This window comes from Streptomyces cathayae, assembly GCF_029760955.1.
Taxonomy (GTDB): domain Bacteria; phylum Actinomycetota; class Actinomycetes; order Streptomycetales; family Streptomycetaceae; genus Streptomyces; species Streptomyces cathayae.
In genome coordinates this window covers 5,065,316-5,089,164 of sequence record NZ_CP121682.1, presented here as the reverse complement: position 1 = coordinate 5,089,164, position 23,849 = coordinate 5,065,316, and the positions used below count along the sequence as shown (strand labels likewise).

Genomic DNA, 23,849 nt, shown 5'->3' with positions numbered 1-23,849 from the left:
GTTCTACAGACCCATGTCCTTGGCGATGATCGACTTCATGATCTCGCTGGTGCCGCCGTAGATGCGGTTGACGCGGTTGTCCGCGTACAGGCGGGCGATCGGGTACTCGTTCATGTAGCCGTAGCCGCCGTGCAGCTGGAGGCAGCGGTCGATGACGCGGTGCGCGACCTCGGTGCAGAACAGCTTGGCGGAGGCGGCCTCGGCGGGGGTCAGCTCGCCGGCGTCCAGGGCCTCCGTGGCGCGGTCGGCGACCGCCTCGGCGGCGTCCACCTCGGCCTGGCAGGCGGCCAGTTCGAACTTGGTGTTCTGGAAGTGGGCGACCGGCTTGCCGAAGACGGTGCGCTCCTGCACGTAACTCTTGGCGAACCGGACGGCCGCCTTGGCCTGCGCGTAGGCGCCGAAGGCGATGCCCCAGCGCTCGGAGGCCAGGTTGTGCCCGAGGTAGGAGAAGCCCTTGTTCTCCTCGCCGAGCAGGTCCTCGACGGGGACCTTGACGTCGACGAACGCCAGCTCGGCGGTGTCGGAGGTCCTCAGGCCGAGCTTGTCCAGCTTGCGGCCGACGGAGTAGCCCTCGGACTTGGTGTCGACGGCGAAGAGGGAGATGCCGAAGCGGCGGTCCTCCGCGGTCGGGGCGGCGGTCCGGGCGCAGACGATGACCTTGTCGGCGTGGACGCCGCCGGTGATGAAGGTCTTGGCGCCGTTGAGGACGTAGTGGGTGCCGTCCTCGCTCAGCTTGGCGGTGGTCTTCATGCCCGCGAGGTCGGAGCCGGTGCCCGGCTCGGTCATCGCGATGGCCCACATCTCCTCGCCGGTGGTGAACTTCGGCAGGAAACGCTTCTTCTGCTCGTCGGTGGCGAGCATCTTGATGTAGGGCAGGGCGAGCAGCACGTGCACGCCGGAGCCGCCGAACTGGACGCCCGCGCGAGCGGTCTCCTCGTAGAGGACGGCCTCGAACTTGTAGCTCTCCATGCCCGCGCCGCCGAACTCCTCGGGCACGTTGATGCCGAAGATGCCCAGCTCACCGAGCTTGTAGTAGAAGTCGCGGGGCGCCTGGCCCGCCGCGAACCACTCGTCGTAGACCGGGACGACCTCGGCCTCGATGAAGTCGCGGATGGTCTCCCGGAAAGCCTCGTGGTCCTCGTTGAACACCGTACGGCGCACCGTCGCCATCCCTTCTTCGCGCCTAAACCGGCGCCGCTCTCGCGTATGTGGTTGCTCGCCGTGGGGGTTTCTCAATGGATGGTTGCGGCCCACGTGGCTAAGCGCTTGCTCAGACAGTGAAGATACCGGCGGGTAGCCACAGTCGTCCAGAGTGGAGGCCCCGTAACGCTCGTCACTCCGCCGGAGTCGGGGGGGGTGCCCGCCGGAGCTCTCAGGGGGTGCCCGCCGCCGCGAAGGCGCCGCGGGCCATCCGGTGCAGCAGGACGGCCGTGGTGGCGCGGCCGGGCAGGGCGCCGGGGCGGCCGAGGTGCGGGGTGGAGTTGAGCAGGCCGAACACCGAGTGCACGGCCGAGCGGGCGGCCGGTTCGGCCAGCTCCGGGTAGAGCTCGCGCACCACCCCGACCCACAGCTCGACGTACTGCCGCTGCAGCTGCCGCACCAGTTTGCGGTCGGTGTCCCGCAGGCGGTCCAGTTCACGGTCGTGCAGGGTGATGAGGGGGCGGTCGTCGAGCGCGAAGTCGATGTGGCCCTCGATCAGCGAGTCCAGGACCGCCTCGGGATCCGCCCCGCCGACCCCGCCGCCCCCGTCGGCCCCGCCGACCTCGCCGAATTCCTGGAGCCGCCGCTTCGCACCGGTCAGCAACTGGCCGCTGATCCCCACCAGCAGTTCCGCGAGCATCGCGTCCTTGCCCGGGAAGTGCCGGTACAGGCCGGGCCCGCTGATGCCGACCGCGGCGCCTATCTCGTCGACCCCGACGCCGTGGAACCCGCGCTCGGCGAAGAGCCGCGCGGCCTCCTTGAGGATCTGCTCGCGGCGGGTCGGGGCGTCGGTTCTGGTGGCCATGGAGACGATTCTAGACAGCGGGGTTAGCGCTCGTTAACCTGAGGGGAACGCGTTAACGCTCATTAACCAGTGAGGGGACCGCAGGATGCACGAGGCACCGGAGCTTCACAGCGCGGCCGATCCCGCGTCGGAGTCCTTTCGGGCCAACGAGGAGGCGCACCGCGCCCTCGTCGAGGAGCTGCGCGCCAAGCTGGCCGCGGCCGCGCTCGGCGGCGGCGAGCGGGCGCGGGCCAGGCACACGGCGCGCGGGAAGCTGCTCCCGCGCGAGCGCGTGGACACGCTCCTCGACCCCGGTTCGCCCTTCCTGGAGCTGGCCCCGCTGGCGGCCGACGGGATGTACGAGGGGCAGGCCCCGGCGGCCGGTGTGATCGCCGGGATCGGGCGGGTCGGCGGGCGCGAGTGCGTGGTCGTCGCCAACGACGCCACCGTCAAGGGCGGCACGTACTACCCGATGACGGTGAAGAAGCACCTGCGCGCGCAGGAGGTGGCCCTGGACAACCGCCTGCCCTGTGTCTACCTGGTGGACTCCGGCGGGGCGTTCCTGCCGATGCAGGACGAGGTGTTCCCGGACCGGGACCACTTCGGGCGGATCTTCTACAACCAGGCCCGGATGTCCGGTGCCGGCATCCCGCAGATCGCGGCCGTGCTCGGCTCCTGCACGGCGGGCGGGGCGTACGTCCCGGCGATGAGCGACGAGGCGGTGATCGTCCGCGGCCAGGGCACGATCTTCCTCGGCGGCCCGCCCCTGGTGAAGGCGGCCACCGGCGAGGTGGTCACGGCGGAGGAGCTGGGCGGCGGCGAGGTCCACTCGCGGGTGTCGGGCGTCACCGACCACCTCGCCGAGGACGACGCGCACGCGCTCAGGATCGTCCGCACCATCGTCTCCACGCTCCCCGCGCGGGGCGAGTTCCCCTGGCGGGTGGAGCAGGCCGTCGAGCCCAAGGTGGACCCGGCGGGGCTGTACGGCGCGGTGCCGGTGGACTCCCGCACGCCCTACGACGTCCGCGAGGTCATCGCGCGGGTCGTGGACGGCTCCCGGTTCGCCGAGTTCAAGTCGGAGTTCGGGCAGACCCTGGTCACCGGCTTCGCCCGGATCCACGGCCACCCGGTGGGGATCGTCGCCAACAACGGCATCCTGTTCTCCGAGTCCGCCCAGAAGGGCGCCCACTTCATCGAGCTGTGCGACCAGCGCGGCATCCCGCTGGTCTTCCTGCAGAACATCTCCGGCTTCATGGTCGGCAAGGACTACGAGGCGGGCGGCATCGCCAAGCACGGCGCCAAGATGGTGACGGCGGTGGCCTGCACCCGCGTGCCGAAGCTGACGGTGGTGGTCGGCGGGTCGTACGGGGCGGGCAACTACTCGATGTGCGGGCGGGCGTACTCGCCCCGCTTCCTGTGGATGTGGCCGGGCGCGAAGATCTCGGTGATGGGCGGTGAGCAGGCCGCCTCCGTCCTCGCCACCGTCAAGCGGGACCAGCTGGAGGGGCGCGGGGAGCAGTGGCCGGCCGAGGACGAGGACGCCTTCAAGGCCCCGATCCGCGCGCAGTACGAGCACCAGGGGAACGCCTACTACGCGACGGCCCGTCTCTGGGACGACGGCGTGATCGACCCGATGGACACCCGGCAGGTCCTGGGCCTGGCCCTGACCGCGTGCGCCAACGCGCCCCTGGGTGAGCCCCAGTTCGGCGTCTTCCGGATGTGAGGGGACCCCTGACGATGACTGATCAGATGTTCGAGACGGTGCTGGTGGCCAACCGGGGCGAGATCGCCGTCCGGGTCATCCGCACCCTGCGGTCGATGGGCGTGCGCTCGGTGGCCGTGTACTCCGACGCGGACGCCGACGCCCGGCACGTCCGGGAGGCCGACACGGCGGTACGGATCGGACCGGCGGCCGCCGCGGAGAGCTACCTGTCGGTGGAGCGGCTGCTGGCGGCCGCCGCCCGCACCGGCGCCCGGGCCGTCCACCCCGGGTACGGGTTCCTCGCCGAGAACGCGGGGTTCGCGCGGGCGTGCGCGGAGGCGGGGCTGGTCTTCGTCGGGCCGGGCGCCGACGCGATCGCCCTGATGGGCGACAAGATCCGCGCGAAGGAGACGGTACGGGCGGCCGGGGTCCCGGTGGTCCCGGGTTCGAGCGGCAGCGGCCTCACCGACGAGCAGCTCGCCGAGGCCGCCCGCGGGATCGGCATGCCGGTGCTGCTGAAGCCGTCGGCGGGCGGTGGCGGCAAGGGCATGCGGCTGGTGCGGGACGCCTCGGTGCTGGCCGACGAGATCGCCGCCGCGCGGCGCGAGGCCCGCGCCTCCTTCGGCGACGACACGCTGCTGGTCGAGCGGTGGATCGACCGCCCCCGGCACATCGAGATCCAGGTCCTGGCCGACGGCCACGGGGGCGTCGTCCATCTGGGCGAGCGCGAGTGCTCCCTCCAGCGGCGCCACCAGAAGATCATCGAGGAGGCGCCCAGTGTGCTCCTCGACGAGGCGACCCGGGCCGCGATGGGCGAGGCGGCCGTGCAGGCGGCCCGCTCCTGCGGCTACCGGGGCGCGGGCACGGTGGAGTTCATCGTCCCGGGCAACGACCCGGCCTCGTACTACTTCATGGAGATGAACACCCGCCTCCAGGTGGAGCACCCGGTCACCGAGTTGATCACGGGACTGGACCTGGTGGAGTGGCAGCTGCGGGTGGCGGCGGGCGAGCGGCTCGGCTTCGGGCAGGAGGACGTGCGGCTCACCGGGCACGCGGTGGAGGCCCGCATCTGCGCGGAGACCGTATCTGTGAAAGAGGGCGCGCGCGGCTTCCTCCCCTCCGGCGGCACGGTGCTGGACCTGCGCGAACCGCAGGGCGGGGGCGTCCGCACGGACTCCGGCCTCACCGAGGGCACGGAGGTCGGCAGCCTCTACGACCCGATGCTGTCCAAGGTGATCGCCCACGGCCCCGACCGCGCGACCGCGCTGCGCAGGCTCCGGGCGGCGCTGGCTCAGACGGTGACGCTGGGCGTGCAGACCAACGCCGGGTTCCTGCGGCGGCTGCTCGCGCACCCGGCGGTGGTGTCGGGCGAGCTGGACACGGGACTGGTCGAGCGTGAGGTGGACGGTCTCGTACCGGACGGGGTGCCCGCGGAGACGTACGCGGCGGCGGCGCTGCTGCGCCAGGCCTCCCTCGCGCCCGCCGACGGCTCCGGCTGGGCCGATCCGTTCGCCGCCGCCGACGGCTGGCGCATGGGCGGTGAGCGGGCGTGGACGGCGCACCACCTGCACGTGTCGGGCCACGACCCGGTGACCGTGCGCGTGCGCAGCACCCCGGACGGGGGCACGGAACTGCTGCTTCCCGGGGCGGACATCCCGCTGCGGGGGTCCGCGGGCCCGGTGGACGGGCACCGGTTCACCTTCGCGCTCGACGGCGTCGCCCACACCTTCGCCGCCCTGCCGGACGGCACCTGGCTCGGCCGGGACGGCGACGCCTGGCACGTGCGCGACCACGACCCGGTGGCCGCGTCCCTCACCCGGGCGGGCCAGGCGGGCGCCGACTCGCTGACCGCGCCGATGCCCGGCACGGTGACAGTGGTGAAGGTCGCCGTCGGCGACGAGGTGAGCGCGGGCCAGAGCCTGCTGGTGGTGGAGGCGATGAAGATGGAGCACGTCATCTCCGCCCCGCACGCCGGCACGGTCACCGAGCTGGACGTGTCCCCGGGCACGACGGTCGCGATGGACCAGGTACTGGCGGTCATCGCGCCCGCGGAGACAGCTGTGGAGCCGTCCGCAAAGACACCCGCGGAGTCACCTGTGGAGTCACCCGTGCAGAAGGAGACGGCATGAACGCCCCGGAACCGGTCCTGCCCATGGTCGTACCGGCCGAAGGGCTGCCCGCCCGCGTGCGGATCCACGAGGTCGGCGCGCGCGACGGACTGCAGAACGAGAAGGCGACCGTCCCGGCGGTGGTGAAGGCGGAGTTCATCCGCCGCCTGGCCGGCACGGGCCTGACCACGATCGAGGCGACGAGCTTCGTCCACCCCGGGTGGGTGCCCCAGCTGGCGGACGCCGAGGAGCTGTTCCCGGCGGTGGCCGACCTGCCGGTGTCGCTGCCGGTCCTGGTGCCGAACGAGCGGGGCCTCGACCGCGCGCTGGCGCTGGGCGCCCGCCGGGTGGCGGTGTTCGCCAGTGCCACGGAGTCCTTCGCCCAGGCCAACCTCAACCGCACGGTGGACGAGGCGCTGGCGATGTTCGCGCCGGTGGTGGGCCGGGCGAAGGCCGAGGGCGTCCACGTCCGCGGCTATCTGTCGATGTGCTTCGGCGACCCCTGGGAGGGCGCCGTCCCCGTCCCGCAGGTGGTGCGGGTCTGCCGGGCCCTGCTCGACCTGGGCTGCGACGAACTGAGCCTGGGCGACACCATCGGGGTGGCCACCCCGGGCCATGTGACGGCCCTGCTCACCGCGCTCACCGAGGCGGACGTCCCCGTGTCCGCCCTGGGCGTCCACTTCCACGACACCTACGGCCAGGCCCTGTCCAACACACTGGCCGCGCTCCAACAGGGCGTCACCACGGTCGACGCCTCCGCCGGCGGGCTGGGCGGCTGCCCGTACGCGAAGTCCGCCACCGGCAACCTCGCCACCGAAGACCTCGTATGGATGCTGCGGGGTCTCGGCATCGAGACCGGTGTCGATCTCGGCCGTCTGGTCGCCACAAGCGTCTGGATGGCCGCCCACCTGGGCCGACAGAGCCCGTCCCGCACCGTCCGAGCCCTCTCCCACCAGGAGTCGTGAACGACCATGGACCACAAGCTCTCCCCCGAACTGGAAGAACTCCGCCGCACGGTCGAGGAGTTCGCGCACGACGTCGTCGCGCCGAAGATCGGCGACTTCTACGAGCGGCACGAGTTCCCGTACGAGATCGTCCGGGAGATGGGCCGCATGGGCCTGTTCGGCCTGCCCTTCCCGGAGGAGTACGGCGGGATGGGCGGCGACTACCTGGCGCTGGGCCTGGTCCTGGAGGAACTGGCCCGGGTGGACTCGTCGGTGGCGATCACGCTCGAGGCCGGTGTCTCGCTGGGCGCGATGCCGATCCACCTCTTCGGCACCGAGGAGCAGAAGCGCGCGTGGCTGCCCCGGCTGTGCTCGGGCGAGATCCTGGGCGCGTTCGGGCTGACGGAGCCGGACGGCGGCAGCGACGCGGGCGCGACCCGCACCACGGCCCGGCTGGACGAGTCGACGGACGAGTGGGTGATCAACGGCACCAAGTGCTTCATCACCAACTCGGGCACGGACATCACCGGGTTGGTCACGGTCACGGCGGTCACCGGCCGGAAGCCCGACGGCAAGCCGCTGATCTCGGCGATCATCGTCCCGTCCGGCACCCCGGGCTTCACGGTGGCGGCCCCGTACTCGAAGGTCGGCTGGAACGCGTCGGACACCCGGGAGCTGTCGTTCGCCGACGTCCGCGTCCCGGCGGCGAACCTGCTGGGTGAGGAGGGCCGGGGCTACGCCCAGTTCCTGCGCATCCTCGACGAGGGCCGGATCGCCATCGCGGCGCTGGGCACGGGGCTGGCGCAGGGCTGTGTGGACGAGTCGGTGAAGTACGCCGGGGAGCGGCACGCGTTCGGCCGTCCGATCGGCGCCAACCAGGCCATCCAGTTCAAGATCGCCGACATGGAGATGAAGGCCCACACGGCCCGTCTGGCGTGGCGGGACGCGGCGAGCCGGCTGGTGGCCGGTGAGCCCTTCAAGAAGGAGGCGGCGGTGGCCAAGCTGTACTCCTCCACGGTCGCCGTGGACAACGCCCGCGAGGCCACCCAGATCCACGGCGGCTACGGCTTCATGAACGAGTATCCGGTGGCCCGTATGTGGCGCGACTCCAAGATCCTGGAGATCGGCGAGGGCACGAGCGAGGTCCAGCGGATGCTGATCGCCCGGGAGTTGGGACTGACGGCGGGCTGACGGCGCGGGGCGGGCGGTCCGCACCTCTGGACAAAATCTGAGGTTAGGCTAACCTAAGTCTGGCTCCAGCCAGGGGCCCGCGGGCCCGCCCGCACCCACCTGCTCCGCACGCACGAAAGCAGACCCCGTCATGTCGAACGCCAGAACCGCCCGTTTCTCCCGTCGCGGCCTGCTCGCCGCCGGTGGCGCTCTCGGACTCGGTGCCGCGCTCGCGGCCTGCGGCGACGAGGACGCGAAGAGCGGCGGATCGGACGCACCGGGGTCCGCCGGGCCCGAGTCCGGTCCCTGGTCCTTCGAGGACGACCGCGGCACCACCGTGAAGCTGGACAAGGTACCCGCGAACATCGTCGCGTTCACCGGTGTCGCCGCGGCCCTGTACGACTACGGCGTCCAGGTCAAGGGCGTCTTCGGCCCGACGAGGACCAAGGACGGCAAGGCCGACGTCCAGGCCGGCGACATGGACGTCAGCAAGGTGACCGTCCTGGGCAACGTCTGGGACCAGTTCAACGTGGAGAAGTACGCGACCCTCGCCCCCGAGGTCCTCGTCTCCACCACCTTCGACGACGCGGGCACCCTCTGGTACGTCCCCGAGGCGTCCAAGGACAAGATCGCCAAGCTCGCGCCGAGTGTCGCCATATCCGTCTACGACCGCCAGTTGACCGCGCCGCTCGAGCGCATGTGGGAGCTGGCCGAGTCGCTGGGCGGCGACATGAAGGCCGCCGCGGTCGTCGACGCGAAGAAGCGCTTCGAGGCGGCGTCCGAGCGACTGCGCAAGGCCGCGAAGGCCCACCCCGACATCAAGGTGATGGCCGGCTCGGCGAGCCCGGAGCTGTTCTACGTCTCCGGCACAAATCTCTCCGCCGACCTGGAGTACTTCAAGGCGCTCGGCGTGAACTTCGTCGAGCCGACCGAGGAGGCCAAGAAGCCGACCGGCGGCTGGTTCGAGAGCCTCAGCTGGGAGAACGTCGACAAGCACCAGGCCGACGTCATCATCATGGACGACCGCAGCTCGGCCATCCAGCCCGCCGACATCGCCGAGGCGACCTGGAAGAAGCTCCCCGCGGTCAAGGCCGGTCAGGTCATCGCGCGTTCCGCCGAGCCGATCCTGTCCTACGACAAGTGCACCCCGCTGCTCGACAACCTCGCCGAGGCCATCGAGAAGGCGAAGAAGGTCAGCTGACCGCCCCCGCCTGAACCCTCCCCCGGGAGTCCTACGTGACCGTCCCCGCAGCCGCCCCGTTCCGTTTCCCCTCCCTCCAGGCCGACGGAACGAGGCGGCTCGGTCCGTTTCCGGCCCCGCCCGGGCCCGGACGGGGCCGGGGGCGCCGAAGCCCGGCACCGGAGCGGTTACGCGAACAGCGTTGGCCATCACGCCAGTTGAGCGCCCCGTACACCTCGTGGCGGAGTGATCACGGTCACGGCCGGAGCAGGAAGAGAGCCAATCTACTTAGGCTAGGCTCACCTAAGTAAAAGCGGGCCGCACCGCGGCGCGCGCCCCGCTCCCTCCCCGCACCGGACCATCCCCACCGGAGGCCCCCACATGCGCTCGCACCTGCTCAACGACACCACCGCGGAGCACTACCGCCGCTCCGTGACCGAAGGAGTCGAGCGGGTGGCAGCCAAACTCGCCACCACCGAACGCCCGTTCACCGGCGTCACGGTCGACGCCCTCGCCCCCGCCATCGAGCGGATCGACCTCGACCGGCCCCTGCACGACACCACCGCGGCGCTGGACGAACTGGAGGAGGTCTACCTCCGGGACGCGGTCTACTTCCACCACCCCCGCTACCTCGCCCACCTCAACTGCCCGGTCGTCATCCCGGCCGTGCTCGGCGAGGCGGTGCTCTGTGCCGTCAACTCCTCCCTGGACACCTGGGACCAGTCGGCCGGCGGCACCCTCATCGAGCGGAAACTGATCGACTGGACGGCCGCCCGCATCGGCCTCGGGCCGTCCGCCGACGGGGTGTTCACCTCCGGCGGCACCCAGTCCAACCTCCAGGCGCTGCTGCTGGCCCGCGAGGAGGCCAAGACCGGCGACCTCGCGACACTGCGCGTCCTCACCTCCGAGGTCAGCCACTTCAGCGTGCAGAAGTCCGCGAAACTGCTCGGCCTCGGCCCGGACGCGGTGGTGCCGCTCCCCGTCGACCACGACAAGCGGCTGCAGACCGTCGCCCTCGCCCGCGAACTGGCCCGCTGCGCCGAGGACGGCCTCGTCCCCATGGCCGTCGTCGCCACCGCCGGAAGCACCGACTTCGGCTCCATCGACCCGCTGCCCGAGATCGCCGAACTGTGCGCCCGGTACGGCGTCTGGATGCACGTGGACGCCGCCTACGGCTGCGGACTGCTCGCCTCGCTGAAGCACCGGGACCGGATCGACGGCATCGAACGCGCCGACTCGGTCACCGTCGACTACCACAAGTCCTTCTTCCAGCCGGTGAGTTCGTCGGCCGTACTGGTCCGCGACGCGGCCACGCTGCGGCACGCCACCTACCACGCGGAGTACCTCAACCCGCGCCGCATGGTGACCGAGCGCATCCCCAACCAGGTCGACAAGTCCCTGCAGACCACCCGCCGCTTCGACGCGCTGAAACTGTGGATGACGCTGCGCGTGATGGGCGCCGACGGCATCGGCGGGCTCTTCGACGAGGTCTGCGACCTGGCCCACGAGGGCTGGGAGCTGCTGGCCGCCGACCCGCGCTTCGACGTGGTCGTCGCACCGTCGCTGTCCACGCTCGTCTTCCGCTACGTCCCGGCCGCCGTCACCGACCCCGCCGAGATCGACCGGGCCAACCTCTACGCCCGCAAAGCCCTGTTCGCCTCCGGTGACGCGGTCGTCGCGGGCACCAAGGTGGCGGGCCGCCACTACCTGAAGTTCACCCTGCTGAACCCCGAGACCACGACCGCCGACATCACCGCCGTCCTCGATCTGATCGCCGGCCACGCCGAGCAGTACCTGGGAGAGTCCCTTGACCGCGCTTCCTGAAGCCCCTGACACCGCCCACGACTTCGTGGGGATCGGGCTGGGCCCCTTCAACCTCGGCCTCGCCTGCCTCACCGAGCCCATCGACGACCTGGACGGCGTCTTCCTGGAGTCCAAGCCGGACTTCGAGTGGCACGCCGGGATGTTCCTCGACGGAGCCCACCTCCAGACACCGTTCATGTCGGACCTGGTCACCCTCGCCGACCCGACCTCCCCCTACTCCTTCCTCAACTACCTGAAGGAGAAGGGCCGTCTGTACTCGTTCTACATCCGGGAGAACTTCTACCCGCTGCGCGTCGAGTACGACGACTACTGCCGCTGGGCCGCCGGCCGGCTGAGCAGCATCCGCTTCGGTGCGACCGTCACCGAGGTGACGTACGACGAGAGCACCGAGCTGTACGCCGTACGGACCGCGGCCGGTGACACCTACCGCGCCCGCCGGCTGGTGCTCGGCACCGGCACCGTGCCGTCCGTGCCCGAGCCGTGCCGCGGCCTGGACGGCGACCTGCTGCACACCTCCGCGTACATGCACCGCAAGGCGGAACTGCGGCAGAAGAAGTCGATCACGATCGTCGGCAGCGGGCAGAGCGCCGCCGAGATCTACCACGAGCTGCTCTCCGAGATCGACGTCCACGGCTACTCGCTCAACTGGGTCACCCGCTCCCCGCGGTTCTTCCCGCTGGAGTACACCAAGCTGACCCTGGAGATGACCTCCCCGGACTACATCGACTACTTCCGCGCGCTGCCCGAGGAGACCCGCTACCGGCTGGAGAAGCAGCAGAAGGGCCTGTACAAGGGCATCAACTCCGACCTCGTCGACGCCATCTTCGACCTGCTCTACCAGAAGAACATCGAGAGCGGCGACCGCGCGGTCCCCACCCGGCTGCTCACCAACTCCTCGCTCGTCAGCGCCCGCCACGAGAACGGCGGATACACCCTCGGCTTCCACCAGGACGAGCAGGGCAAGGACTTCGAACTGAGCACCGAGGGACTGGTGCTGGCCACCGGCTACCACTACGAGCAGCCGGCCTTCCTCGAACCGGTCCAGGGCCGGCTCCGCTTCGACGGCCACGGCCGGTTCGACGTGGCCCGCAACTACGCCGTCGACGTGACCGGCCGGGGCGTGTTCCTGCAGAACGCCGGCCTCCACACGCACAGCGTCACCAGCCCCGACCTGGGCATGGGCCCGTACCGCAACAGCTGCATCATCCGCGAGATGCTGGGCTCCGAGTACTACCCCGTGGAGAAGTCCATCGCCTTCCAGGAGTTCACCGTATGAGCATCACCGACAGCGGCTACCGGTGCGCACTGGGCACCTTCACCGTCCGGCCGCTCGACCCGCTCCGGGACGCCGAACTGCTGCACTCCTGGGTCACCGACCCCAAGGCCGCGTTCTGGATGATGCGGGACGCGAGGCTCCAGGACGTCGAGCGTGCGTACATGAGGATCGCGGCCGACGAGCACCACCACGCCCACCTGGGGCTGCACGAGGGCCGGCCCGCCTTCCTGATGGAGGCGTACGACCCCGCCCACCGCGAGCTGGCCGGACTGTACGAGCCGGAGCCCGGGGACGTCGGCATGCACTTCCTGGTCGCGCCCACCGACACCCCGGTGCACGGTTTCACCCGGTCCGTCATCACCGCCGTGCTGGCGCACCTCTTCCGGGACCCGGCGGTCCGGCGCGTCGTCGTCGAACCGGACGTGTCCAACAAGGCGGTGCACGCCCTGAACGAGGCCGTGGGCTTCGTCCCCGTACGCGAGATCGACAAGCCGGAGAAAAAGGCGTTGCTGAGCTTCTGCACCCGCGAACAGTTCGCCGCGGCCACGGGGGTGGGCATATGAGCCCCGCCGACGCCGTGGACCACCTCACCCCCGAACGCTGGGAGAGGGCCAACCGCCTGCTGATCCGCAAGGCGCTCGCCGAGTTCGCGCACGAGCGGCTGATCCACCCCGAGGAGACCGGCGGGGACGGCTACGTCGTCCGCGGCGACGACGGCCTGACCGAGTACCGCTTCACCGCCGTCCGCCGCGCCCTGGACCACTGGCAGGTGGCCGCCGACTCCATCAGCCGGCACCGTGACGGCACCGAACTCCCCCTGGCCGCCCTGGACTTCTTCATCGAGCTGCACAAGTCGCTCGGGCTGGGCGACGAGGTCCTGCCGGTGTACCTGGAGGAGATCTCCTCCACCCTCTCCGGCACCTGCTACAAGCTCGCCAAGCCGCCGGTCACCTCGGCCGAGCTGGTCGGCGCCGGCTTCCAAGCCGTCGAGACCGGCATGACCGAGGGCCACCCCTGCTTCGTCGCCAACAACGGACGGCTCGGCTTCGGCATCCACGAGTACCGCGCCTACGCGCCGGAGACGGCGAACCCGGTCCGGCTGGTGTGGCTGGCCGCGCACCGCTCACGGGCGGCGTTCACGGCCGGCGTGGGCATCGAGTACGAGTCGTTCCTGCGCCAGGAGCTGGGCGGGGACACCGTCGAGCGCTTCCACCGGACGCTCACCGGCCAGGGCCTCGACCCGGCCGACTACCTCCTCATCCCCGTCCACCCCTGGCAGTGGTGGAACAAGCTCACCGTCACCTTCGCCGCCGAGGTCGCCCGCCGCCACCTGGTGTGCCTCGGCGAGGGCGACGACGAGTACCTGGCCCAGCAGTCCGTCCGGACCTTCTTCAACCGGACGGACCCCCGGAAGCACTACGTGAAGACGGCCCTGTCCGTCCTCAACATGGGCTTCATGCGCGGCCTCTCGGCCGCCTACATGGAAGCCACTCCGGCGATCAACGACTGGCTGGCGCGGCTGATCGAGAACGACCCGGTACTGAGCTCGACGGGGCTGACGATCATCCGGGAACGGGCGGCGGTCGGCTACCGGCACCTGGAGTACGAGCAGGCCACCGACCGCCACTCGCCGTACCGCAAGATGCTGGCCGCGCTGTGGCGGGAGAGCCCGGTGCCCTCGCTGCAGGGCGGCGAGTCCCTCGCCACCATGGCCTCCCTGCTCCATGTGGACCACGAGGGGACGTCCTTCGCGGGCGCGCTGATCGAGCGGTCCGGGCTGGCCCCGGCGGACTGGCTGCGGCACTACCTGCGCGCCTACTACACCCCGCTGCTGCACAGTTTCTACGCCTACGACCTGGTGTTCATGCCGCACGGCGAGAACGTGGTCCTGGTGCTGGAGGACGGGGTGGTGCGGCGCGCGGTCTACAAGGACATCGCCGAGGAGATCGCGGTGCTGGACCCGGACGCGGTGCTGCCGCCGGAGGTCTCCCGCATCCGCGTGGAGGTGCCGGAGGACCAGAAGCTGCTGTCGGTCTTCACGGACGTCTTCGACTGCTTCTTCCGCTTCCTCGCCTCCGACCTGGCCTCCGCGGGCGTCCTGGCCGAGGACGACTTCTGGCGGACGGTCGCGGAGATCACCCGTGAGTACCAGGCGTCGGTGCCCGAACTCGCCGACAAGTTCGCCCGGTACGACCTGTTCGCCCCCGAGTTCGCGCTGTCCTGCCTCAACCGGCTCCAGCTGCGCGACAACCGGCAGATGGTCGACCTCGCGGACCCGTCCGGCGCGCTCCAGCTGGTCGGCACCCTGAAGAACCCCCTCGCGGGACTCTGACCCGCCCGGCCGGGGCCGCCGCCCGGGGTGGCCCCGGCCGGCGGCAGGGGGCCTGGCCCGGGCGGACCGCTCTCCCCCGATCGGGTGAAACAATCCCTCCCATGGCGGAAATCATCCAGAAGGACGGAACCTGGGTCTTCGACGGGAACGCCCTGCGACTGACCCCCGGACGGGACAAGAACGTCGGGCTGCTCCGCAGGACCCTGGGCGAACTGCTGGTCCCGCTCGGCGCGCTGGCGGGGGTCTCGTTCGAGCAGGGCAAGAAAACAGGGCGGCTCAGGCTGCGGCTGCGCGAGGGCGCCGACCCTCTGTTGCAGGCGACCGGCGGCCGACTCGCCGAGTCGCACGACCCGTACCAACTGGTCGTGGAGTCCGACCGGTACGGCGTCGCCGAGTACTTCGCAGACGAGGTGCGCAACGCCCTGCTGCTGGACCAGGTCCCCTCCGACCCGGTCCCGGAGTACCTGCTGCCCGGTCCGTCCGTACCGCTGTCCGCCTCCGCCGGGGACGGTTCGGTGAGCTTCGACGGGGAGCGGATCCGCCTGGAGTGGAACTGGAAGACGGAGGAGGCCAAGTCCGCCGCCGGCGCCCGCACCCTCGCGCTGACCGACATAGCCGCCGTGGAGTGGGTGCCGGCGACCGGACTGGAGAACGGCCACCTCCGTTTCCTCGTGCACAGCGCGCCCACCAAGGCCCCGGCCAAGTACGACCCCAACGCGGTGGAGCTGTGGGGCTTCAAGAAGGACCCCCTGATGGCGCTCGTCGCCGCCGCCGTCCAGGCCCGTCTGCCCCACCCCGCCGCCAGGGACTCCGTGCCCGCCCTCGGGGGCGACACCGCCCAGGACCGCGCCGGGCACGCACACCCGGCAGTACCGGAGGCCGCCCCCGGCACCTCCGTCGCCACCGCCGAGGACGAGCACGACGCGCTGCTGCGCCGGCTGCGCGAGCTGGGCGAACTGCACCGCTCCGGCATCCTGACGGACGAGGAGTTCACCCTGGCCAAACAGGCGGTCCTGAAGCGCATGTAAACGTCCCCGCCTCCGTCTACCGTCGACCGTCTACGACCGCCGTCCACCACTGCCGACACTCCGTACGCTTTCCTGCCCGAAATCGGGCAGGATTCTTGCGCGAGCCTCCCCGTTACCTCAGGATCATCGGGTGCACGACGAACTGGTCGATCATCTGACGCGGTCCACACCCCTCAGCCGGGGCGAGGCGCTGCGCGTGGTCCAGGACGTGCTCGCCTACTTCGACGAGACGACCGAGGAGTACGTCCGTCGCCGCCACCGCGAGCTCCAGGCCCAGGGCCTGGTGAACGCGACGATCTTCGAACGGATCGAGGCGGATCTCCGCTATCGCGCGGTGGCCCCGCCGGAGCTCTCGCTCCGCCAGCTGCGGCGCATCGTCTACGGCTAGGAACACACCCATATGTGCGGAATCGTCGGATACATCGGCAGGCGTGACGTCGCCCCTCTGCTGCTCGAAGGCCTGCAGCGCCTGGAGTACCGGGGCTACGACTCGGCGGGCATCGCCATCACGTCGCCGAAGGCCGCCGGACTGAGGACGGTCAAGGCCAAGGGCCGGGTGCGCGAGCTGGAGGCGAAGGTCCCGGCCCGCTTCAAGGGCACCACGGGCATCGCCCACACCCGCTGGGCCACCCACGGCGCCCCGTCCGACGTGAACGCCCACCCGCACCTGGACGCCGAGGGCAAGGTCGCCGTCGTCCACAACGGCATCATCGACAACGCCGCCGACCTGCGCCGCAAGCTGGAGGCGGACGGCGTCGAGTTCCTCTCGGAGACGGACACCGAGGTCCTCACCCACCTGATCGCCCGCTCGCAGGCCGTCAAGCTGGAGGACAAGGTCCGCGAGACGCTGCGGGTCGTCGAGGGCACCTACGGCATCGCCGTGCTGCACGCCGACTTCCCGGACCGCATCGTGGTGGCCCGCAACGGTTCGCCCGTCGTGCTCGGCATCGGCGAGAAGGAGATGTTCGTCGCCTCGGACATAGCCGCCCTGGTCACCCACACCCGACAGGTCGTCACCCTCGGCGACGGCGAGATGGCCACCCTCAAGGCCGACGACTTCCGCACCTACACCACCGAGGGCACCCGTACGACGGCCGAGCCGACCACCGTGGAGTGGGAGGCCGCCTCGTACGACATGGGCGGCCACGACACCTACATGCACAAGGAGATCCACGAGCAGGCCGAGGCCGTGGACCGGGTACTGCGGGGCCGGATCGACGACCGGTTCTCCACAGTGCGCCTGGGCGGCCTGAACCTGGACGCCCGTGAGGCGCGCCGGATCCGCCGGGTGAAGATCCTCGGCTGCGGCACCTCGTACCACGCGGGGCTGATCGGCGCCCAGATGATCGAGGAGCTGGCCCGCATCCCGGCCGACGCCGAGCCGGCCTCCGAGTTCCGCTACCGCAACGCGGTCGTCGACCCCGACGCGCTGTACATCGCGGTGTCCCAGTCCGGTGAGACGTACGACGTGCTGGCGGCGGTGCAGGAGCTGAAGCGCAAGGGCGCGCGGGTGCTGGGCGTGGTGAACGTCGTCGGTTCGGCGATCGCCCGCGAGGCGGACGGCGGCATGTACGTGCACGCCGGTCCCGAGGTCTGCGTGGTGTCCACGAAGTGCTTCACCAACACCACGGTCGCCTTCGCCCTCCTCGCCCTGCACCTGGGCCGCACCCGCGACCTGTCGGTGAGCGACGGCAAGCGGATCATCGAGGGGCTGCGCAGGCTGCCGGAGCAGATCACCGAGATCCTGGAGCAGGAGGAGGAGATCAGGAAGCTGGCCCTGCAGTACGCGGAGGCCCGCTCGATGCTCTTCATCGGCCGGGTCCGGGGCTACCCGGTGGCCCGTGAGGCGTCCCTGAAGCTCAAGGAGGTCTCCTACATCCACGCGGAGGCCTACCCGGCGTCCGAGCTCAAGCACGGCCCGCTGGCCCTGATCGAGCCCGCGCTGCCCACGGTGGCGATCGTCCCCGACGACGACCTGCTGGAGAAGAACCGCGCGGCCCTGGAGGAGATCAAGGCCCGCAGCGGCCCGATCATGGCCGTCGCCCACCGGGAGCAGGAGAAGGCCGACCACACGATCGTCGTCCCGAAGAACGAGAACGAGCTGGACCCCATCCTGATGGGCATCCCGCTGCAACTCCTCGCCTACCACACGGCGCTGGCCCTGGGCCGGGACATCGACAAGCCGCGGAACCTGGCCAAGTCGGTCACGGTCGAATAGCGACGGGCCCAAGCCGTCCGGCGGGCCGGCGCCTCAGGGGATGACCACCACGGGGCGCTGGGCCCGCTTGGCGAGCCGGCCGGCGACGGAGCCGAAGAGCCGGCCCACCAGGCCGTGGGTGGAGCCGACGACGATCGCGTCGGCCTCGTACTCCCGGCCGACCTCCTCGAGTTCGTGGCAGATGTCGCCGCCGCGTTCGACCAGGATCCAGGGCACCTCGGTGAGGTGGTCCGCGCAGGCCAGTTCGAGGCCGAGGACCTCGGTGCGGTGGTCCGGGACGTCGACGAAGACCGGCGGCTCGCAGCCCGCCCACACGGTGGTGGGCAGCCGGTTGGCGACATGGACGATGATCAGCGCGGAGCCGAAGCGGCGGGCCATGCCGATCGCGTAGGCGAGGGCCCGCTCGCTGGAGGTGGAGCCGTCGAAGCCGACGACCACACCGTGCCGGAACGCGGGATCGCACGGTTGGCGCGACTTTTCCGCGCCCAGGGGATCGGCCCCGAGCGACTCGGCCGCCGTGGGGTCGGCGAGGGGGCGCTTACGATCCGCGGGTTCGAAGAATTCGTGACCGGCCATGGCTGTCTCGGCGTTGTGATCCTTGTGATGGGTGACGACAGGGTGCGTCGGAGCTGTGTCCGGGAATCATCTTCCCCACCCCATACCCCCAAGGGTACGGCGGTACGCGTTATCGGCCCAGACCCCTGCCCGAGCGGGCCGACGGGTTTCCCGGAGCATGCCCGAGGGGGCACCCGGCACGCAACGGTCGCTGCGCTGTACAGACGGTTTGCGCGGGGTGGACCGAGCCGCGAGGGGGTCGCCGTACGCCGTGGTTCCGAAGGCCCGGGGATCCCCTGATCCGGGGTTCCGTCCCGGAACCGCAGTGACCGGCACCCCTGCCGCGCGTTGACCCCCGTGAGCCACGCCACAGGGAGCGCCTCGCCTCCGGGCCCCGTCCCGCCGCCGGGGGCGGACCGTGCGCCGGGCCCCCGGGGGGCCTTCGCGCCGGGAGTCCTCCCGGGGCCGGGTCACCGGCGTGGTCCGCCCGGCGGCCTCCGGGTCCCCGCCGGCGCCGGTCACCCCGTTCCGGTGAGGTTCCGGTGCGGTTCCGGTGCGGTTCCGGGCGGGCGGCGCGGGGCGGCCGGGATACACCGGTCGCGTGACCGGTTTCCGCGCCCACGGGCGTATCTTTTCAGCCAACTTCCGCAACCTGTGCATCTCCTGCCGTGGCCACCCCCCAACCCCCGTTCGACCTGCACAAAAAGGGGTCGGCGACCCCCGCGCACCCTACGGGGATTGGCCACCGCGACGAGGCGCACTTCCCTGCACGGCCCACGAGTGCGACCCTTCGTGATCGAATGCTTCACGCCAAGTTGCCAAGTCGACAATGCGCCGGAGCCGAACTGGCCACCCGGACGCGACGGGACACAGTAGATTCGATCTTGACTGTCTTACGGCGGGGGACTCGTGCAGGACCGAGGGGAAACGTGTTGGAGCGACAGACCCGAAAGGATCGAGGCGCCGCGACCACCGAGGGGGGCTTAGCAGTATGAGCCACGACTCCACTGCCGCGCCGGAGATCGCGGCCCGGAAACTCGCCGGGCGACGTCGCAAGGAGATCGTCGCCGTACTGCTGTTCAGCGGCGGTCCCATCTTCGAGAGTTCCATACCGCTGTCGGTGTTCGGGATTGACCGCCAGGACGCCGGCGTACCGCGCTACCGACTGCTGGTGAGTGCCGGCGAGGGGGGCCCGCTGCGGACCACGGGGGGTCTCGAACTCACCGCGCCGCACGGCCTGGAGGCGATCGCCCGCGCGGGCACCGTCGTCGTGCCCGCCTGGCGTTCGATCACCTCGCCGCCACCGGACGACGCGCTCGAGGCGCTGCGCCGTGCCCACGAGGAGGGCGCCCGCATCGTCGGCCTGTGCACCGGCGCCTTCGTGCTCGCGGCGGCCGGCCTGCTGGACGGCCGTCCGGCGACCACCCACTGGATGTACGCGCCGACGCTGGCGAAACGCTATCCGTCGGTCCACGTCGATCCGCGCGAACTCTTCGTGGACGACGGCGACGTGCTGACATCGGCGGGTACGGCGGCCGGAATCGATCTGTGCCTGCACATCGTGCGCGCGGATCACGGCAACGAGGCAGCGGGGGCACTCGCCCGGCGCCTCGTCGTCCCGCCGCGCCGGACGGGCGGTCAGGAGCGCTATCTCGACAGGTCTTTACCCGAGGAGATCGGCGCCGACCCGCTCGCCGAGGTCGTCGCCTGGGCGCTGGAGCACCTCCACGAACAGTTCGACGTGGAGACGCTGGCGGCACGCGCGTACATGAGCCGTCGTACGTTCGACCGCCGCTTCCGCTCGCTGACCGGCAGCGCGCCGCTGCAGTGGCTGATCACGCAGCGGGTGCTGCAGGCCCAGCGCCTGCTGGAGACGTCGGACTACTCGGTGGACGAGGTCGCGGGCCGCTGCGGCTTCCGCTCACCGGTCGCGCTGCGGGGCCACTTCCGGCGCCAGCTGGGTTCGTCCCCGGCCGCCTACCGGGCCGCGTACCGCGCGCGACGCCCCCAGACCGAGCGGAACCAGGGCGCCGACGGCATCCCGAACACCCCGGGAGCCGTCCCGTCCGGCCCGGCGCACCCGTACGGGCACCCGGGGCAGGCCGGCCCGGCGTCCACCGCGCCGCACCCGGACAACCCCGTCCCGCACCAGTCCCGGCGTGCGGCGGCCGCGAGCGCCCTGGGCGGGCCGTCCCTGGCGGCCTCGGCGGACCCGGGCCGCGAGGCGTACGTCCCGCGGGCGGGCGTGCCGGGGCAGCGCAGCGCGCCGTGAGGCGGACCTGGAGCACCTGAGACAGGGCCGCGCGACAAGGATCGGCCGACGGGCCGGGCCGGAGACTTCCGTCTCCGGCCCGGCCCGCTTCTCTGCCCGCTCTCCGCCCGGTTCCCCCCGCCCGGTTCCCCCCGCCCGCCGCCCGCTTCCCGCCCGCATCACTCACCCGGTCCCCGACGGGTCACCCACCCTTCCGCGCGCCGTAAGGTGAGACACATGAACGATCGCATGGTGTGGATCGACTGCGAGATGACCGGCCTCTCGCTGTCCGACGACGCGCTCATCGAGGTGGCCGCCCTCGTCACCGACTCCGAGCTGAACGTGCTCGGCGACGGTGTGGACATCGTCATCCGCCCCCCGGAAGGGGCCCTGGAGACGATGCCGGAGGTGGTGCGGGAGATGCACACCGCGTCCGGGCTGCTCGCCGAACTGGCGGACGGCACGACGCTCGAGGACGCCGAGCGGCGCGTCCTCGCCTATGTGAAGGAGCACGTCAAGGAGCCCGGCAAGGCGCCCCTGTGCGGCAACTCCGTCGGCACGGACCGCGGATTCCTGCTGCGGGACATGCCGACGCTGGAGGACTACCTGCACTACCGCATCGTGGACGTCTCCAGCATCAAGGAGCTGTCGCGCCGCTGGTACCCGAGGGCGTACTACAACAGCCCCGAGAAGAACGGCAACCACCGCGCGCTGGCCGACATCCGCGAGTCCATCGCGGAGCTGCGCTACTACCGCGAGGCCGTCTTCGTACCGCAGCCCGGCCCCGACTCCGACACCGCGAAGAAGATCGCCGCCAAGCACGTCCTGCCTGCTCAGTAGGCGTGTGAGGCCGCCGTCCGAGGGGCGCCGCGAAACCCTGGCGCGAGCACCCCTTCGGACCAGGTACACTTTTTCTCGGCTGGTCGGGGAAGACACCGATCTTCACCGGTACCGGCCATGGTGGGTGTAGCTCAGCTGGTAGAGCACCTGGTTGTGGTCCAGGATGCCGCGGGTTCAAGTCCCGTCACTCACCCTGATCGAAAGAGGCCCCCTCGGGGGCCTCTTTCGCGTGCGAGGCGCCCCCTCCCGTGGAGCGCCGCACCTCACAGTTCCAGTCGGCGCAGCAGTTGGGCGTTGAGGGCCACCACGACGGTGGACGCGGACATGAGGATCGCGCCGACGCTCATGGGCAGGACGAACCCGAGCGGCGCGAGCACACCGGCGGCCAGGGGCACCGAGAAGAGGTTGTAGCCGGCGGCCCACCACAGGTTCTGCTTCATCTTGTGGTAGCTCGCCCGCGACAGCTTCCCGACCGAGAGCACCGCGCGCGGATCGGAGGAGGCCAGGACGACCCCGGCCGAGCCGATCGCGACATCGGTGCCGGCGCCGATGGCGATACCGACGTCGGCCTGGGCGAGGGCCGGGGCGTCGTTGACCCCGTCGCCGACCATGGCGACCTTCAGCCCCTCCGCCTGGAGCTCCGCGACCTTGGCCGCCTTGTCCTCGGGCCGCACCCCGGCGAACACGCGGTCGATGCCCAGTTCCCCGGCGACGGTGGCGGCCACCGCACGGGCGTCGCCGGTGATCATCACGACCTGGGCGCCCGCCGCGTGCAGAGCGTCCACCGCCTCGCGGGACTCCGGCCGGATCTCGTCGGCCAGCCGCAGCGCACCGATCACCCGGCCGTCGGCGAGGACGTGCAGGATGATCGCGCCCTCCTTCCGCCACGTGTCGGCGACGGGCAGCTCGTCGAGGCCGTGCTCCTCGAGGAGGTAGGGGCCGCCCACGGCGATCACGGTGCCGTCCACCACCGCCCGCACCCCCACGGCCGGGGAGGAGGAGAAGTCGGTGGACCCGGGCACCTCCAGCCCGCGTGTCCGTGCCGCCCCGACGACGGCCGTGGCCAGGGGGTGCTCGCTGGAGTTCTCCGCCGCGGCGGCCAGGGCCAGCACCTCGTCCTCGGTACGGCCGCCGGCGGGTTCGATCCCGGTCACCGTGGGCTCGCCCTTGGTCAGGGTGCCGGTCTTGTCGAACAGGACCGCGTCGACGGTGCGCATCGACTCCAGCGCCAGCCGGTCCTTGACCAGGACGCCGGCGCGGGCGGCCCGCTCGGTCGCGATGGACACCACCAGCGGGATCGCCAGGCCCAGGGCGTGGGGGCAGGCGATGACCAGCACGGAGATGGTCCGTACGACGGCGGTGTCGGGCAGGCCCACGAGGCTCCACACGGCCGCGGTGAGCGCGGCCGAGCCCAGCGCGAACCAGAACAGCCACCCCGCCGCGGTGTCGGCGACGCGCTGGGCGCGCGAGGAGGACGACTGGGCGTCGGCGACCAGTTTCCGGATGCCGGCCAGAGCGGTGTCCTCACCGACGGCCGTGACCTCCACGCGCAGCCCGGAGTCGGTGGCCACGGTGCCGGCGACCACCTGCTCACCGGGCTCCCGGCGGACCGGCCTGGACTCACCGGTGACCATGGACTCGTCCATGCTCGCCGAACCGTCGACGATCTTCCCGTCGGCGGGCACCGAGGCGCCGGGCCGGACCAGGACGACGTCGCCGACGGCCAGGTCGGCCGGAGCGACCGTCACGACGTCGTCGCCCTCGACCCGCTCGGCCTCGTCGGGCAGCAGGGCGGCCAGGGAATCGAGCGCGGACGTGGTCCGGGCCAGGGAGCGCATCTCGATCCAGTGGCCCAGGAGCATGATGACCACCAGCAGGGCCAGCTCCCACCAGAAGTCCAGTTCGTCGTCGACCAGGTGGAGGGTCGCACTCCAGGAGGCGACGAACGCGACGGTGATGGCCAGGCCGATGAGCAGCATCATGCCGGGCGCGCGGGAGCGGATCTCCGAGGCGGCTCCGGTCAGGAACGGCCGGCCGCCCCAGACGTAGACCACGGTGCCCAGCACCGGGGAGATCCACCGCACCCACCCCGCCTCGGGCAGGTCGTAGCCGACGAGGTGGGCGAACATCCCGTTGAACCCCACCACCGGGACCGCCAGGACGAGCATGAACCAGAACAGCCGCCGGAACTGCTCCACGTGATCACCGTGGTCACCGTGACCGGCGTGGTCGGCATGACCGGCGTGGTCGGCATGACCGGCGTGGTCGGCGTGATCCGCATGACCACCGTGATCCGCACGACCGGCGTGATCGGCCGGCCCGTGGTGAGCGCCGTGCGCCGCGGGCTCCCCGTTCCCCTCAGGTCCGTCGTGGTGACCGGTGGGCCGGGTGTCCTCGGCCGGGTCCGAAAAGTGCTGGTGATCATGGCGCATACCCA

18 protein-coding genes and 1 tRNA gene are annotated in these 23,849 nt (G+C 71.2%); 15 read left to right on the top strand and 4 right to left on the bottom strand.

The genetic code is table 11. The features are described from left to right. Nucleotides 1–3 precede the first annotated feature (3 nt). Complete coding sequence (locus PYS65_RS23260; protein WP_279338046.1) at nt 4–1,161, bottom strand: acyl-CoA dehydrogenase family protein; 1,158 nt, start codon at nt 1,159–1,161, stop codon at nt 4–6. 211 nt (nt 1,162–1,372) lie between these two features. After that, nucleotides 1,373–2,005, bottom strand: coding sequence for an SACE_7040 family transcriptional regulator (locus PYS65_RS23255; RefSeq protein WP_279335868.1), 633 nt, complete (start codon nt 2,003–2,005; stop codon nt 1,373–1,375). Between the two features lie 85 nt (nt 2,006–2,090). Here PYS65_RS23255 and PYS65_RS23250 point away from each other — a divergent pair, with 85 nt between their 5' ends. From PYS65_RS23250 to glmS, 12 genes are all read left to right on the top strand, one after another. Beyond that, on the top strand, nt 2,091–3,707 hold the full coding sequence (locus PYS65_RS23250; RefSeq protein ID WP_279335867.1) for a carboxyl transferase domain-containing protein: 1,617 nt from the start codon (nt 2,091–2,093) through the stop codon (nt 3,705–3,707). A gap of 26 nt (nt 3,708–3,733) precedes the next feature. Then, a complete protein-coding gene (locus tag PYS65_RS23245; protein WP_279338045.1) occupies nt 3,734–5,815 on the top strand; it encodes an acetyl/propionyl/methylcrotonyl-CoA carboxylase subunit alpha in 2,082 nt (693 codons plus the stop codon). Continuing rightward, the gene (locus PYS65_RS23240; RefSeq protein WP_279335866.1) at nt 5,812–6,759 is read left to right on the top strand and encodes a hydroxymethylglutaryl-CoA lyase; all 948 of its coding nucleotides are present in this window, start codon (nt 5,812–5,814) and stop codon (nt 6,757–6,759) included. The genes PYS65_RS23245 and PYS65_RS23240 overlap by 4 nt, the downstream gene beginning before the upstream one ends. A gap of 6 nt (nt 6,760–6,765) precedes the next feature. After that, nucleotides 6,766–7,929: an acyl-CoA dehydrogenase family protein gene (locus tag PYS65_RS23235; protein WP_279335865.1), complete on the top strand. Its 1,164-nt coding sequence runs from the start codon at nt 6,766–6,768 to the stop codon at nt 7,927–7,929. 130 nt (nt 7,930–8,059) lie between these two features. Beyond that, nucleotides 8,060–9,109: an ABC transporter substrate-binding protein gene (locus PYS65_RS23230; protein ID WP_279335863.1), complete on the top strand. Its 1,050-nt coding sequence runs from the start codon at nt 8,060–8,062 to the stop codon at nt 9,107–9,109. Nucleotides 9,110–9,469: 360 nt separating this feature from the next. Further along, nucleotides 9,470–10,912 carry a lysine decarboxylase DesA gene (gene desA, locus PYS65_RS23225; RefSeq protein WP_279335862.1) on the top strand — a complete coding sequence of 481 codons (1,443 nt, stop codon included), beginning with the start codon at nt 9,470–9,472 and terminating at the stop codon, nt 10,910–10,912. Continuing rightward, nucleotides 10,896–12,188: a lysine N(6)-hydroxylase/L-ornithine N(5)-oxygenase family protein gene (locus tag PYS65_RS23220; RefSeq protein WP_279335861.1), complete on the top strand. Its 1,293-nt coding sequence runs from the start codon at nt 10,896–10,898 to the stop codon at nt 12,186–12,188. The genes desA and PYS65_RS23220 overlap by 17 nt, the downstream gene beginning before the upstream one ends. Beyond that, complete coding sequence (locus PYS65_RS23215; protein ID WP_279335860.1) at nt 12,185–12,751, top strand: GNAT family N-acetyltransferase; 567 nt, start codon at nt 12,185–12,187, stop codon at nt 12,749–12,751. Before PYS65_RS23220 ends, PYS65_RS23215 begins: the two co-directional genes overlap by 4 nt. Next, nucleotides 12,748–14,520 (top strand): IucA/IucC family protein, encoded by a 1,773-nt coding sequence (locus tag PYS65_RS23210; RefSeq protein WP_279335859.1) that lies wholly within the window; start codon nt 12,748–12,750, stop codon nt 14,518–14,520. The genes PYS65_RS23215 and PYS65_RS23210 overlap by 4 nt, the downstream gene beginning before the upstream one ends. Nucleotides 14,521–14,621: 101 nt before the next feature. After that, nucleotides 14,622–15,548, top strand: a complete 927-nt coding sequence (locus PYS65_RS23205) for a DUF4429 domain-containing protein (protein WP_279335858.1) — start codon at nt 14,622–14,624, stop codon at nt 15,546–15,548. 130 nt (nt 15,549–15,678) lie between these two features. After that, nucleotides 15,679–15,936 (top strand): hypothetical protein, encoded by a 258-nt coding sequence (locus PYS65_RS23200; RefSeq protein ID WP_030217181.1) that lies wholly within the window; start codon nt 15,679–15,681, stop codon nt 15,934–15,936. A 12-nt stretch (nt 15,937–15,948) separates the two neighbouring features. Then, nucleotides 15,949–17,766 carry a glutamine--fructose-6-phosphate transaminase (isomerizing) gene (gene glmS, locus PYS65_RS23195; RefSeq protein WP_279335857.1) on the top strand — a complete coding sequence of 606 codons (1,818 nt, stop codon included), beginning with the start codon at nt 15,949–15,951 and terminating at the stop codon, nt 17,764–17,766. 33 nt (nt 17,767–17,799) lie between these two features. Here the strand turns inward: glmS and PYS65_RS23190 are convergent, their stop codons facing one another. Continuing rightward, a complete protein-coding gene (locus PYS65_RS23190) occupies nt 17,800–18,342 on the bottom strand; it encodes a universal stress protein (protein ID WP_279335856.1) in 543 nt (180 codons plus the stop codon). 970 nt (nt 18,343–19,312) lie between these two features. Between PYS65_RS23190 and PYS65_RS23185 the strand changes: the two genes are divergently transcribed. From PYS65_RS23185 to PYS65_RS23175, 3 genes are all read left to right on the top strand, one after another. After that, nucleotides 19,313–20,593 (top strand): GlxA family transcriptional regulator, encoded by a 1,281-nt coding sequence (locus PYS65_RS23185; protein ID WP_279335855.1) that lies wholly within the window; start codon nt 19,313–19,315, stop codon nt 20,591–20,593. A 216-nt stretch (nt 20,594–20,809) separates the two neighbouring features. Beyond that, nucleotides 20,810–21,412: an oligoribonuclease gene (gene orn, locus PYS65_RS23180; protein ID WP_279335854.1), complete on the top strand. Its 603-nt coding sequence runs from the start codon at nt 20,810–20,812 to the stop codon at nt 21,410–21,412. A 120-nt stretch (nt 21,413–21,532) separates the two neighbouring features. Beyond that, a tRNA-His gene (locus PYS65_RS23175) sits at nt 21,533–21,605 on the top strand. Between the two features lie 70 nt (nt 21,606–21,675). Here the strand turns inward: PYS65_RS23175 and PYS65_RS23170 are convergent. Next, entirely contained in the window at nt 21,676–23,610 is a 1,935-nt protein-coding gene (locus tag PYS65_RS23170) for a heavy metal translocating P-type ATPase (protein ID WP_279335853.1), read from the bottom strand. Between the last annotated feature and the right edge of the window lie 239 nt (nt 23,611–23,849).